The 12,696-nt window shown below is 69.3% G+C and carries 10 protein-coding genes, 1 tRNA gene and 1 pseudogene; 2 read left to right on the top strand and 10 right to left on the bottom strand.

The window, feature by feature from the left end:
* Positions 1-88: 88 nt before the first annotated feature.
* Both ACIQTP_RS40025 and ACIQTP_RS40020 read right to left on the bottom strand, forming a co-directional pair.
* On the bottom strand, positions 89-769 hold the full coding sequence (locus tag ACIQTP_RS40025) for a TetR/AcrR family transcriptional regulator (protein WP_054233024.1): 681 nt from the start codon (positions 767-769) through the stop codon (positions 89-91).
* Positions 766-1,776, bottom strand: a complete 1,011-nt coding sequence (locus ACIQTP_RS40020; RefSeq protein WP_403409241.1) for an acyl-CoA desaturase — start codon at positions 1,774-1,776, stop codon at positions 766-768. The genes ACIQTP_RS40025 and ACIQTP_RS40020 overlap by 4 nt, the downstream gene beginning before the upstream one ends.
* 339 nt (positions 1,777-2,115) lie before the next feature.
* Here ACIQTP_RS40020 and ppc point away from each other — a divergent pair, with 339 nt between their 5' ends.
* A complete protein-coding gene (gene ppc / locus ACIQTP_RS40015) occupies positions 2,116-4,848 on the top strand; it encodes a phosphoenolpyruvate carboxylase (protein WP_402041990.1) in 2,733 nt (910 codons plus the stop codon).
* Between the two features lie 89 nt (positions 4,849-4,937).
* On the opposite strand, the gene ACIQTP_RS40010 is transcribed toward ppc, so the two are convergent.
* From ACIQTP_RS40010 to ACIQTP_RS39980, 7 genes and pseudogenes are all read right to left on the bottom strand, one after another.
* Positions 4,938-5,435, bottom strand: coding sequence for a hypothetical protein (locus tag ACIQTP_RS40010; RefSeq protein ID WP_403409237.1), 498 nt, complete (start codon positions 5,433-5,435; stop codon positions 4,938-4,940).
* 105 nt (positions 5,436-5,540) lie between these two features.
* Positions 5,541-6,152 carry an aminoacyl-tRNA hydrolase gene (gene pth, locus ACIQTP_RS40005; protein WP_402041996.1) on the bottom strand — a complete coding sequence of 204 codons (612 nt, stop codon included), beginning with the start codon at positions 6,150-6,152 and terminating at the stop codon, positions 5,541-5,543.
* Positions 6,153-6,233: 81 nt separating this feature from the next.
* On the bottom strand, positions 6,234-6,824 hold the full coding sequence (locus ACIQTP_RS40000; protein WP_402041999.1) for a 50S ribosomal protein L25/general stress protein Ctc: 591 nt from the start codon (positions 6,822-6,824) through the stop codon (positions 6,234-6,236).
* Positions 6,825-7,031: 207 nt separating this feature from the next.
* Complete coding sequence (locus ACIQTP_RS39995) at positions 7,032-8,006, bottom strand: ribose-phosphate diphosphokinase (RefSeq protein ID WP_054233019.1); 975 nt, start codon at positions 8,004-8,006, stop codon at positions 7,032-7,034.
* 149 nt (positions 8,007-8,155) lie between these two features.
* Entirely contained in the window at positions 8,156-9,604 is a 1,449-nt protein-coding gene (gene glmU / locus ACIQTP_RS39990; RefSeq protein WP_403409233.1) for a bifunctional UDP-N-acetylglucosamine diphosphorylase/glucosamine-1-phosphate N-acetyltransferase GlmU, read from the bottom strand.
* A 118-nt stretch (positions 9,605-9,722) separates the two neighbouring features.
* Positions 9,723-9,794: transfer RNA gene (locus tag ACIQTP_RS39985), tRNA-Gln, on the bottom strand.
* A 27-nt stretch (positions 9,795-9,821) separates the two neighbouring features.
* Positions 9,822-10,418 (bottom strand): annotated as a pseudogene (locus ACIQTP_RS39980) (hypothetical protein).
* A 167-nt stretch (positions 10,419-10,585) separates the two neighbouring features.
* On the opposite strand from ACIQTP_RS39980, the gene ACIQTP_RS39975 reads away from it, so the two are divergent.
* The gene (locus ACIQTP_RS39975) at positions 10,586-11,899 is read left to right on the top strand and encodes a sensor histidine kinase (protein ID WP_403409230.1); all 1,314 of its coding nucleotides are present in this window, start codon (positions 10,586-10,588) and stop codon (positions 11,897-11,899) included.
* A gap of 244 nt (positions 11,900-12,143) precedes the next feature.
* Here ACIQTP_RS39975 and ACIQTP_RS39970 read toward each other — a convergent pair whose 3' ends face one another.
* Positions 12,144-12,638 (bottom strand): SUKH-3 domain-containing protein, encoded by a 495-nt coding sequence (locus tag ACIQTP_RS39970; protein ID WP_402042012.1) that lies wholly within the window; start codon positions 12,636-12,638, stop codon positions 12,144-12,146.
* Positions 12,639-12,696: the final 58 nt, after the last annotated feature.

The following is a 12,696-nucleotide window of genomic DNA, read 5'->3' as shown; positions in this document are numbered from 1 at the left end:
TGCTGGACCGGTACCTGCACCACCTGCGGACGCCCCCTGCCCAGCCCTCGGAGCAGCCGCAGACAGCCCACAACCTAACGAAGCACTACTAGGACTTGCGATGCCCGATCAAGCGCGGCTTCGGCTCCAGACCGTCCAGGCCGTGCCAGGCCAGGTTCACCAGATGGGCCGCCACCTCCGCCTTGCGGGGCTTGCGCACGTCCAGCCACCACTGGCCCGTCAGGGCGACCATGCCGACCAGGGCCTGGGCGTAGAGGGGAGCCAGTTTCGGGTCGAAGCCACGCAGCTTGAACTCGCGGCCCAGGATGTCCTCCACCTGGGTGGCGATGTCCGAGATCAGCGACGCGAAGGAACCCGTCGACTGGGGAATGGGCGAGTCGCGGACCAGGATACGGAAGCCGTCCGTGTACTCCTCGATGTAGTCCAGGAGGGCGAACGCGGCCTGTTCGCACAGCTCGCGCGGGTGACCGGCGGTGAGGGAGCCGGTCACCATGTCCAGCAGACGGCGCATCTCGCGGTCCACCACCACCGCGTACAGCCCCTCCTTGCCGCCGAAATGCTCGTAGACCACCGGTTTGGAGACGCCGGCCTTCGCCGCGATCTCCTCCACCGACGTCCCCTCGAAACCCTTCGCCGCGAACAGGGTGCGACCGATCTCCAGCAGCTGCTGACGGCGCTCCGCACCGGTCATGCGGGTGCGGCGCGCACGCCGCGGCTTTTCACTGCTGCTCGGGGTGCTGCTGGAGTCGGTCGCCACGCCGTCAATCATGCCGCGTCAGCGGTTTCCGTCTTGCCCCGGGAGGCTGACCCGTCCGTGTAGCGCTTCGAATCGATACGCGAGCGTGACGGCCAGCGCACGTCGTACGCCCAGCCGAGCTGCTCGCACCAGCGGATGATCCGCGCCGAGGAGTCGACCTGACCGCGCTGCACGCCGTGCCGCGCCGAGGTCGGATCGGCGTGGTGCAGGTTGTGCCAGGACTCACCGCAGGAGAGCACGGCCAGCCACCACACGTTGCCCGAGCGGTCCCGCGACTTGAAGGGGCGCTTGCCCACCGCGTGACAGATCGAGTTGATCGACCAGGTGACGTGGTGCAGCAGCGCCACCCGGACGAGCGAGCCCCAGAAGAAGCCGGTGAACGCGCCCCACCAGGACATCGTCGCCAGACCGCCGATCAGCGGGGGGAGGGCGAGGGACAGCACCGTCCAGTAGATGAACTGGCGCGAGATCGCGCGGATCGCCGGGTCCTTGATCAGATCCGGCGCGTACTTCTCCTGCGAGGTCCGCTCCTCGTCGAACATCCACCCGATGTGCGCCCACCACAAGCCCTTCATCAGGGCCGGCACCGTCTCCCCGTAGCGCCACGGCGAGTGGGGATCACCCTCGGCGTCGGAGAACTTGTGGTGCTTGCGGTGGTCGGCGACCCAGCGGACCACCGGGCCCTCGACCGCCATCGAACCGGCGATCGCCAGCCCGATCCGCAACGGGCGCTTCGCCTTGAAGGAGCCGTGCGTGAAGTAGCGGTGGTAGCCGATCGTGACGCCGTGGCAACCCAGGTAGTAGAAGAAGACCAGCAGGCCGATGTCCAGCCAGCTCACCCCCCGGCCCCAGGCCAGCGGCACCGCTGCCACAAGGGCTACGAACGGAACAGCGATGAAGAGAAGCAGCGTGATCTGTTCGAGTGACCCCTTCCGTTCGCCACCCAGCGTGGCGGCGGGAAGCGAGGCGTCGTCGGGCGACCGCGGGACGTCGTCGATCACGTCGGAACTCGAGGGCATGAGCATCCCCTGTGGGGTTCGAGGGCGGGGGCGGTGGCCGGTCACGGGATCTCAGAGTCCTCCCGCCGGCTGACGGGAGGCCCTACGCATCCGTAACTTACGGCGTCGTAAGTATGGCAGCGCGCAGCCCGGCGGCAAGAGCCCAACAGCCTGCGCGTCCGCATGGACACCTATCCTTGGATTCGGTCGGACAGCGCGGTCCGTTCTGTTTCTTCCCGGATGCCACGTCCCTAAGCGGCACCCCGCCGCGCGGTCACCATCCGGGTTCCCTCCCTGACGAGCTTCAGACGAGCTTCCACACTCTTCAGCCGAGCTTCCACACTGCAAGGAGCCGCACCTGTGAGCAGTGCCGACGACCAGACCACGACGACCAGCAGCGAGCTGCGCGCCGACATCCGCCGCCTGGGCGACCTGCTCGGTGAGACCCTCGTCCGTCAGGAGGGCCCCGAGCTCCTGGAACTGGTCGAGAAGGTCCGCCGCCTGACCCGCGAGGACGGCGAGGCAGCCGCCGAGCTGCTGCGCGGCACCGAACTGGAGACCGCGGCCAAGCTGGTCCGCGCCTTCTCCACGTACTTCCATCTGGCGAATGTCACCGAGCAGGTGCACCGCGGTCGCGAGCTGCGCGCCAAGCGGGCCGCCGAGGGCGGACTCCTCGCCCGAACGGCGGACCGGCTCAAGGACGCCGACCCCGAACACCTGAAGCAGACCGTCAAGAACCTGAACGTCCGCCCGGTCTTCACCGCCCACCCGACGGAAGCCGCCCGCCGTTCGGTCCTCAACAAGCTGCGCCGTATCGCCGCGCTCCTCGAGACCCCCGTCATCGAGGCCGACCGCCGCCGCTACGACACCCGGCTGGCCGAGAACATCGACCTGGTGTGGCAGACGGACGAGCTGCGCGTGGTCCGCCCGGAGCCCGCGGACGAGGCCCGCAACGCCATCTACTACCTGGACGAACTGCACGCCGGCGCGGTGGGCGACGTCCTGGAGGATCTGACCGCGGAGCTGGAGCGCGTCGGCGTGCAGCTCCCGGACGACACCCGGCCGCTCACCTTCGGCACCTGGATCGGCGGCGACCGCGACGGCAACCCGAACGTCACCCCGGCCGTCACCTGGGACGTCCTGATCCTCCAGCACGAACACGGCATCAACGACGCCCTCGACGTCATCGACGAACTCCGCGGCTTCCTCTCCAACTCCATCCGCTACACCGGCGCCACCGAGGAGCTCCTCGAATCCCTCCAGAGCGACCTGGAGCGGCTCCCCGAGATCAGCCCCCGCTACAAGCGCCTCAACGCCGAGGAGCCCTACCGGCTCAAGGCCACCTGCATCCGGCAGAAGCTGGAGAACACCAAGCAGCGCCTCGCCAAGGGCACCCCGCACCAGGAGGGCTGCGACTACCTCGGCACCGGCGAACTCCTGCGCGACCTCACCCTCATCCAGACCTCGCTGCGCGAGCACCGCGGCGCCCTGTTCGCCGACGGCCGGATGAACCGCACCATCCGCACCCTCGCCGCCTTCGGCCTCCAGCTCGCCACCATGGACGTACGCGAGCACGCCGACGCCCACCACCACGCCCTCGGCCAGCTGTTCGACCGCCTCGGCGAGGAATCCTGGCGCTACGTCGACATGCCCCGCGACTACCGCGCCAAGCTCCTCGCCAAGGAACTCCGCTCCCGTCGCCCCCTCGCCCCGACCCCCGCGCCCCTCGACGCCGCCGGTGAGAAGACCCTCGGCGTCTTCGGGACGGTCAAGAAGGCCCTGGAGATCTTCGGACCCGAGGTCATCGAGTCGTACATCATCTCGATGTGCCAGGGCGCCGACGACGTGTTCGCCGCGGCCGTACTCGCGCGCGAGGCCGGCCTGCTCGACCTGCACGCCGGCTGGGCCAAGATCGGCATCGTCCCGCTCCTGGAGACGACGGACGAACTGAAGGCCGCCGACACGATCCTCGAGGACATGCTCTCCGACCCCTCCTACCGCCGCCTCGTGGCGCTGCGCGGGGACGTCCAGGAGGTCATGCTCGGCTACTCCGACTCCTCGAAGTTCGGCGGCATCACGACCAGCCAGTGGGAGATCCACCGCGCCCAGCGCCGCCTGCGCGACGTCGCCCACCGCTACGGCGTACGCCTGCGTCTCTTCCACGGCCGCGGCGGCACCGTCGGCCGCGGCGGCGGCCCCTCCCACGACGCGATCCTCGCGCAGCCCTGGGGCACGCTGGAGGGCGAGATCAAGGTGACCGAGCAGGGCGAGGTCATCTCCGACAAGTACCTCGTGCCCTCGCTCGCCCGCGAGAACCTGGAACTGACGGTCGCCGCCACCCTCCAGGCCTCCGCCCTGCACACCGCCCCCCGTCAGTCCGACGAGGCGCTGGCCCGCTGGGACGCGGCCATGGACGTCGTCTCGGACGCCGCCCACAACGCCTACCGACGACTCGTCGAGGACCCGGACCTCCCGGCGTACTTCTTCGCCGCCACGCCCGTCGACCAGCTCGCCGACCTCCACCTCGGCTCGCGGCCCTCCCGCCGTCCCGACAGCGGCGCCGGTCTCGACGGCCTGAGGGCCATCCCCTGGGTCTTCGGCTGGACCCAGTCACGGCAGATCGTGCCCGGCTGGTTCGGCGTCGGCGCCGGCCTCAAGGCCCTGCGCGAATCGGGCCTGGACACCGTGCTCGACGAGATGCACGAACAGTGGCACTTCTTCCGGAACTTCATCTCCAACGTCGAGATGACCCTCGCGAAGACCGACCTGCGGATCGCCCGCCACTACGTCGACACCCTCGTCCCCGACGAGCTCAAGCACGTCTTCGCCACCATCGAGGCCGAACACGAGCTGACCGTCCGCGAGGTACTGCGCGTCACCGGCGGCAAGAAGCTCCTGGACACCAACCCGGTCCTCCAGCAGACCTTCTCCATCCGCGACGCCTACCTGGACCCGATCTCCTACCTCCAGGTCGCGCTCCTCAAGCGCCAGCGCGACGAGGCCGCGGCCGGCGCCGAGCCGGACCCGCTGCTCTCGCGCGCCCTGCTCCTGACGGTCAACGGTGTGGCGGCCGGACTGCGCAACACCGGCTGACACCCGCGGGACTCACGCAAAGGGGTGCCCCGCGTTCGTACGAACGCGGGGCACCCCTCATTTCAAGCGCCCGTCACTTCAAGACCAGGTCACAGAAGCAGGAACGTGGCCGTCAGCTGCGCGATCCCCACCCCCGCCAGCACCCACGCCGCCCGCCGCAGCCGCAGACCACCCGCCACCACCACCGAGGCGAGCAACAGAGCGCCCCCCAGCGGGACCCAGGCGTAGAGAACGCCCGCCGGACCGCTTCGGACGACATCACTGCTCCCGGGCTTCACGGTCACCGTGTACGTCCGGCCCTTGCGCACCGCGACCGCCTCGTCGATGGTGACGCGCGCCCGCGCCCGCGACCCCGTCGAGGTCGGCGCGTACGTCCCCGTACAGACATCGCCGGAGCACTCGGTCACCGTCATCGTCCCCTGCTCCCGGCCCTTGCTCAGCATCACGTGCTGGGCCGTGCCCCAGGAACCCCAGACGCCCGCGATCAGGATCAGCGCCGCGACCGTACTCATCGCCGCGAACCGCCCGAACCGCAGCGCCGGATGTGCGCTCCGACGGGAGCCTCGATGTGCGGCGACGGCAGGCATGGCGGCGATCCTTGGCCATGGCTGCGCGCCCGGTCAACTCCGGTCGGTTCCGGTGGGCGACAAGTCGGCAGTTGTACGCGTACATCGACCGCCCCCGGGAACCGCTCAGGAGTTGTACGTGCCCTGCGCCCGCTCCAGCCCCTCGATGACGAGGCACTCCACGGCGTCCGAGGCCCGGTCCACGAAGTAGTCGAGTTCCTTGCGCTCCGCCGAGGAGAAGTCCTTCAGGACGAAGTCGGCGACCTGCATCCGCCCCGGAGGACGCCCGATGCCGAACCGCACCCGGTGGTAGTCGGAGCCCATCGCCTTCGTCATCGACTTCAGCCCGTTGTGACCGTTGTCGCCACCGCCGAACTTCAGGCGCAGGACGCCGTAGTCGATGTCCAGCTCGTCATGGATCGCGACGATGTTCGCCGTCGGCACCTTGTAGAAGTCCCGCAGCGCGGTCACCGGGCCGCCGGACAGGTTCATGTACGACATCGGCTTGGCCAGGATCACCCGGCGGTTCGCCGGACCCGGCGGGCCGATGCGCCCCTCGATCACCTGCGCCTGTGCCTTGCCGGCCCGCTTGAACCTGCCGCCGATCCGCTCCGCCAGCAGGTCGGCGACCATGAAGCCCACGTTGTGCCGGTTCATGGCGTACTCGGGGCCGGGGTTGCCGAGGCCCACGATCAGCCAGGGGGCGTTGGCGTCGGTCGTCACGTCGGTGTCTCCCATGTGTCCTTGATACGCGGCAGCCGCCGCTCCGGAGGGGAGCGGCGGCTGACACAGATGAAGATTCCGGGGGAATCAGGCCGATCAGGCTTCGGCGGCCTCGTCGCCCGCGGCTTCGCCCTCGGACGGCTCCTCCGCCTGGGCGGACAGGACCTGCAGGACGACCGCGTCCTCGTCGATCGCCAGCGTGGTGCCCTTGGGCAGCGGGATGTCCTTGGCGTGGATGGAGGCACCGGCCTCCAGGCCCTCGATGGAGACGGTGACCGACTCCGGGATGTGGGTGGCCTCGGCCTCGACCGTGAGGGTGTTCAGCACGTGCTCGAGCAGGAAGCTGCCCGGGGCGAGCTCGCCCTCGGTCTGCACGAAGACCTCGACGGTGACCTTCTCGCCGCGCTTCACGAGGAGCAGGTCGACGTGCTCGAGGAAGCCCTTGATGGCGTCGCGCTGGACGGCCTTCGGGATCGCCAGCTGGGTCTTGCCCTCGATGTCCAGGGAGAGCAGGACGTTCGGGGTGCGCAGGGCGAGCAGCAGCTCGTGGCCCGGCAGCGTGATGTGGACGGGCTCGGCACCGTGGCCGTAGACCACGGCGGGAACCTTGCTGTCACGGCGGATGCGGCGGGCGGCGCCCTTGCCGAACTCGGTACGGGTCTCGGCGGCGAGCTTGATCTCGGACATGTGCACTCCTCGTAGATCTGGGGAAGGGGGTCACCCGGCCAAACAATCGGCCTGCTACGAAGAGCGCGTCGATAACGGACCGCCGCACACGCCTTTTCAAGCGGTACGGCCTCCCTCGCCGAGCAACTGTGACAGCTTACTGGGCGGGAAGGCCGTACCAGAAATCGATCTAGGCGAGGACCGTCCACCGGTCCCGCGCCGGTCCTCCTACTGCTCCTCGAACAGGCTCGTCACCGAGCCGTCCTCGAAGACCTCACGGACCGCGTTGGCGATCGTCGGCGCGATCGACAGGACCGTGATCTTGTCGAGCTCCAGCTCGCCCGGGGTCGGCAGGGTGTCCGTGAAGATGAACTCGCTGACCTTGGAGTTCTTCAGACGGTCGGCCGCGGGGCCGGAGAGCACACCGTGCGTGGCCGTGACGATGACGTCCTCCGCGCCGTGCGCGAAGAGGGCGTCGGCGGCGGCGCAGATCGTGCCACCGGTGTCGATCATGTCGTCGACGAGGACACAGACGCGGCCCTTCACATCACCGACGACCTCGTGGACGGTGACCTGGTTGGCGACGTCCTTGTCGCGGCGCTTGTGCACGATCGCCAGTGGGGCGTCCAGGCGGTCGCACCAGCGGTCGGCGACGCGCACCCGGCCGGCGTCCGGGGAGACGACGGTGAGCTTCGACTTGTCGACCTTCGCCCCCACGTAGTCCGCCAGGATCGGCAGCGCGAAGAGGTGGTCGACCGGACCGTCGAAGAAGCCCTGGATCTGGTCGGTGTGCAGGTCGACCGTGAGGATCCGGTCGGCGCCCGCCGTCTTCATCAGGTCGGCGATCAGGCGCGCCGAGATCGGTTCACGTCCACGGTGCTTCTTGTCCTGCCGCGCGTAACCGTAGAAGGGCACGATCACGGTGATGCTTCGCGCGGAGGCCCGCTTCAGAGCGTCGATCATGATCAACTGCTCCATGATCCACTTGTTGATGGGAGCCGTGTGGCTCTGCATCAGGAAGCAGTCGGCGCCGCGCGCGGACTCCTGGTAGCGGACGTAGATCTCACCGTTGGCGAAGTCGAAGGCCTTCGTCGGGACGACCCCGACACCCAGCTTGTGGGCGACCTCCTCGGCAAGCTCGGGGTGGGCGCGGCCGGAGAAGAACATCATCTTCTTCTCGCCGGTCGTCTTGAACCCGGTCACAGCACTGTCTCCTCAGAGGTGTCTCAGCTGGGGCATGAGGAGTCTTCTCAACTGGAGCGCGAGAAGCCTTCTCAGCTGGGGGTGCGGGTACGCATTTATGCGGGCGTGCACTTATCACGGTACGCCGTGTCGGACGTACCTGATTCCGGTCAGGCTTCGCCTTCCGGCTCCCGGGAGGTCGCCTCCGCCGCCTTCGCGGCCGCGCTCCCGGGACGCTTGCGGGCCACCCAACCCTCGATATTCCGCTGCTGGCCACGGGCCACGGCCAGCGAACCGGGTGGTACGTCCTTGGTGATCACGGAGCCCGCCGCGGTGTACGCGCCGTCCCCGACCGTGACAGGAGCCACAAACATGTTGTCCGAACCGGTACGGCAGTGGGAGCCCACGGTGGTGTGGTGCTTCTCCTGCCCGTCGTAGTTCACGAAGACGCTCGCCGCACCGATGTTCGAGTACTCACCGATCGTCGCGTCGCCCACGTAGGACAGGTGCGGGATCTTGGTGCCCTCGCCGATCGTGGCGTTCTTCGTCTCCACGTACGTGCCGATCTTGGCCTTCAGGCCGAGGCGCGTGCCCGGACGGAGATACGCGAACGGGCCCACGCTCGCCTGCGGCCCGACCTCGGCGCCGTTGGCGACGGTGTTGTCGACACGGGCCCCCGCGCCCACCGTGGTGTCCTTGAGGCGGGAGTTGGGGCCGACCTCGGCGCCCTCGGCGAGGTGTGTGGCGCCCTGGAGCTGGGTGCCCGGGTGGACGATCGCGTCCTGCTCGAAGGTGACGGTCACGTCGATCCAGGTCGAGGCGGGGTCGACGACGGTCACTCCGCCGAGCATGGCCTCGGTGAGCAGCCGGTCGTTGAGGATGCGGCGGGCCTCGGCGAGCTGGACACGGTTGTTGATACCGGCGATCTCGCGGTGGTCGCCGGCCACGGCCGCCCCGACCCGGTGCCCGGCCTCGCGCAGGATCCCGAGGACGTCGGTCAGGTACTCCTCACCCTGGCTGTTGTCCGTCCGCACCTTCCCGAGCGCGTCCGCGAGGAGCTGCCCGTCGAAGGCGAAGACCCCGGAGTTGATCTCACGGATCGCGCGCTGCGACTCGTTCGCGTCCTTGTGCTCGACGATCGCGGTGACCGCGCCGCTGACGCCGTCCCGCACGATGCGGCCGTAGCCGGTGGCGTCGGGGACCTCGGCGGTGAGCACGGTGACGGCGTTGCCGTCGGCGGTGTGGGTGGCGGCGAGCTGCCGCAGGGTCTCGCCGCTGAGCAGCGGGGTGTCGCCGCAGACCACGACGACGGTGCCGTCGACGCCGCCGCCCAGCTCCTCCAGGCCCATCCGTACGGCGTGGCCGGTGCCGTTCTGCTCCGCCTGTACGGCCGTCCGTACGCCGGGGTCGATCTCGGCGAGGTGCGCGGTGACCTTCTCGCGGGCGTGACCCACCACGACGACCAGGTTCTCGGGCTCCAACGCGCGCGCGGCCGCGAGCACATGGCCGACCAGGGAGCGGCCGCACAGTTCGTGCAGGACCTTGGGTGTGGCCGACTTCATACGGGTGCCCTCACCCGCTGCGAGAACGACGACGGCTGCCGGAGGATTGACGCTCACGGATATGCCCTTCGGCTTCGGATGGCTGGGGTGTGGACATCCGCAGGATACCGGGGCGTTTCAGGGGGGACATGAGAGCGGGCCCTGACAGTGCTGTCAGGGCCCGAACTGAGCCTTGCTCCCCCGCCAGGACTTGAACCCGGACAGATGGCACCAAAAGCCACAGTGCTGCCAATTACACCACGGGGGATGAAACTCGACTAAACCGGACAATTGGTCAGGTCGCCGAGCCGACACCCAACACTATGCCGTACCAGGCACCCTCGATGCGACGGTACGGATCGGCGCTCTGGAGAACGTAGATCACGAGACACCCCCTCTAGGTGTTGCCGACGTTCGCGGCGGCTGTACGGCTTGTCCTTGGTGCCCTCGGCCCAGGTGAGTTTCCCGATGGCTGCGGCCGCTGCTCGCTTGGTTTCCTCGCGTACCCGGTCCTGCTCGGCGCGCAGTCGTGCGAGCCCCGCGTTCATGCGGGCTCGCTGTTCCTCCGGGGTGCAACGGGGTTCCGGGTGGGGAAGATCCCGCACCCACAGCGAACCGAACTCTTCGAGCAGCCCGGCTCCGCCTGGATCTCGTTGTACGTCCAGCCCTGCCCCCGCAGCTCACGAGCCCTGTCCCGCAGGTCGTCCTTCGCGGTCGGACGCTTCGTCCACTCCGGGGGCGGCTCGCCCGTGACGAGGCGTTGGAGGGTCTCCTTGTTGTGGACCTGAAGTTCGTCCCGGATCTGCCGGAGGCTGAGTCCCGCCCGGCGCAGCGCGATCGCTCGTTCGCGCAAGGTCTCGAAATCCGCGTACTTGTTCTGTGGATGTGCCATGGGCATACCGTCCGGGCGGAATGTGATCTTCCGGGGGTGAACCGTGAGGGAATCAGCAGTTCGCGGGATACCGGTGGGTTTCGCTTCTGTTCGATTGCGGAGCGTGGTGTAGATCAGGAGGTGAAAGTCACCGGAAATGGGGCGGGGTGCGAACGTAGGCTGGACGCATGACCACGACGGGGGAAGAGCACACCGCGGCCGGTAGCGGGCCGTGGTGGTGGGTCAGATGGCGTAGTGCCGTGCTGGACGCGAGCCTCGCGTCGGTGTCGGCGGTGGAGTGCGGGATCGAGGGGATTCCGTTCGCGCGCGACGCGGGTCTGCCGGTTGCGGTGGGCATGGCGTTCGGGCTGGTCGCCGGCTTCGTGCTGCTGTTGCGCCGCCGCTGGCCGATCGCGGTCGTGCTGGTGTCGATCGCCATCACGCCCGCCCAGATGGGGTTCCTGATGGGACTCGTCGGGCTGTACACGCTCGCCGCGTCCGAGCTGCCGCGCCGGATGATCGGGGCGCTCGCGGGGATGTCCTTCGCGGGGATGCTGATCGTCACGTTCGTGCGTGCGCACCAGGGCATGGTGCGTGGGGACGTGACGATGGGGGACTGGTTCGTTCCGTTCGTCTCCATCACGACCGCGATCGGGATGACCGCGCCGCCCGTCCTGCTCGGGCTGTACGTGGGGGCCCGGCGGCGGCTGATGGAGAGCCTGCGGGAGCGGGCGGACTCGTTGGAGCGGGAGTTGCAGTTGCTCGCCGAGCGGGCCGAGGAGCGGGCGGAGTGGGCGCGCAACGAGGAGCGGACGCGGATCGCGCGTGAGATGCACGATGTGGTGGCGCACCGGGTGTCGTTGATGGTGGTGCACGCGGCGGCGCTGCAGGCCGTGGCGCGGAAGGATCCCGAGAAGGCCGTGAAGAACGCCGCGCTGGTGGGGGACATGGGGCGGCAGGCGTTGACGGAGTTGCGCGAGATGCTGGGTGTGCTGCGTACGGGGGACGGGTTGTCGTCCGTGCGGGTGCGGGCGGTGCCGTTGGCGGCCGTGGGGATGGCGGCTGCGGCGGCGGCCTCGCGGGCGGTGGATGACGGGGCCGAGGGGCCGAGTCTTGCCGAGCTGGACGAGTTGGTCGGGCAGTCGGCGGCTGCGGGGATGGTGGTGGATCTCTCGGTGGAGGGTGACACCCGGGGGTACGCGGCGGAGATCGAGCAGACGGCGTACCGGGTGGTTCAGGAGGCTCTGACCAACGTGCACAAGCATGCGGCGGGGGCGAAGACGTATGTCCGGCTGGCTCATCGGGACGCGGAGATCGCGATGCAGGTCGAGAACGAGTGTCCGCCGGAGCCGGGGTCGGCGTCGGCGATGCATCTGCCCAGTGGTGGTAACGGCCTGGTGGGGATGAAGGAGCGGGTTGCCGCGCTGGGGGGAGTGTTCGTGTCCGGGCCGACGGATTCGGGTGGGTTCCGGGTGTCGGCGGTAATTCCTGCGGAGGCGTAAGCCTTCGGCGGGCTCGTCGGCTGCGGGTGGGTGGGGGCTTGGCGCACAGTTCCCCGCGCCCCTGAGGGGCGGGGCTGCGCCCCGGCCCCCTGCGTCGGGCTAGAACGGCCTCGCCCGTAGACGCCGGACGAGCCGGAGGCTCTTAGGGGCGCGGGGAACTGCGCGACCAGCCACCACCGGCCCGCGGTCGAACGAACTGCGCGCGCAACCCCCACTCACCCGCAGTGGAGGAACCCTCCCGCGGTCAGCCCGCGGTCAGGCGGACTGGGGCGATGCCTGACAGGAGGGTGGTGAGGGCGGTGTCGATCTCGGGGCCCAGGTACCAGTCCCCGGTGTGGTCGAGTGCGTAGACGCGGCCCTCGGAGTCGATGGCGAGCAGGGCGCGGGAGTCGGACTCCTCGCCGAGTGGGCAGACCTCGGTGTCCAGGGCGCGGCCGAGGTCGCCGAGTGTGCGGGCCATGTGGAGGCCGTGCAGGGGGTCGAAGTGGAGCGCGGTGGGGGCGAGCTGGCGGCCGGGCCCGGAGGGCTTCACGCGCAGTCCGCCGAATTCCGCCCATGCCTCCACCGCCGCGGGGAACACGGCGTGCCGGTGCCCCGCGGACGACTCGTGTCCCCGTAGCGCGTCGGCCCAGTACTCGGCCTGCTTTATGTCCCAGCGCCCGGGCTGCCACCCCGCGGAGCGCAGCGCGGCGTCCACGGGTACGGAGAAGCGTGTGGTGGAGGAGCGGTCGGCGTGCATCTGCCCTTCGTTCGTCGAGGGTCGGGACATCGGCGCGCTGGCGGGGGCGCCGTCGTAC

Source organism: Streptomyces sp. NPDC090798 (assembly GCF_044768965.1).
Lineage (GTDB): Bacteria > Actinomycetota > Actinomycetes > Streptomycetales > Streptomycetaceae > Streptomyces.
This window is presented reverse-complemented; position numbering and strand designations above follow the sequence as displayed.

Excerpts from the sequence above, each read along its gene's own strand:
- ACIQTP_RS40025 (WP_054233024.1), bottom strand. The coding sequence starts at position 769 with ATGATTGACGGCGTGGCGACCGACTCCAGCAGCACCCCGAGCAGCAGT.
- ACIQTP_RS40020 (WP_403409241.1), bottom strand. The coding sequence starts at position 1,776 with ATGCCCTCGAGTTCCGACGTGATCGACGACGTCCCGCGGTCGCCCGAC.
- ACIQTP_RS40010 (WP_403409237.1), bottom strand. The coding sequence starts at position 5,435 with ATGCCTGCCGTCGCCGCACATCGAGGCTCCCGTCGGAGCGCACATCCG.
- pth (WP_402041996.1), bottom strand. The coding sequence starts at position 6,152 with ATGGGAGACACCGACGTGACGACCGACGCCAACGCCCCCTGGCTGATC.
- ACIQTP_RS40000 (WP_402041999.1), bottom strand. The coding sequence starts at position 6,824 with ATGTCCGAGATCAAGCTCGCCGCCGAGACCCGTACCGAGTTCGGCAAG.
- ACIQTP_RS39975 (WP_403409230.1), top strand. The coding sequence starts at position 10,586 with ATGACCACGACGGGGGAAGAGCACACCGCGGCCGGTAGCGGGCCGTGG.
- ACIQTP_RS39970 (WP_402042012.1), bottom strand. The coding sequence starts at position 12,638 with ATGCACGCCGACCGCTCCTCCACCACACGCTTCTCCGTACCCGTGGAC.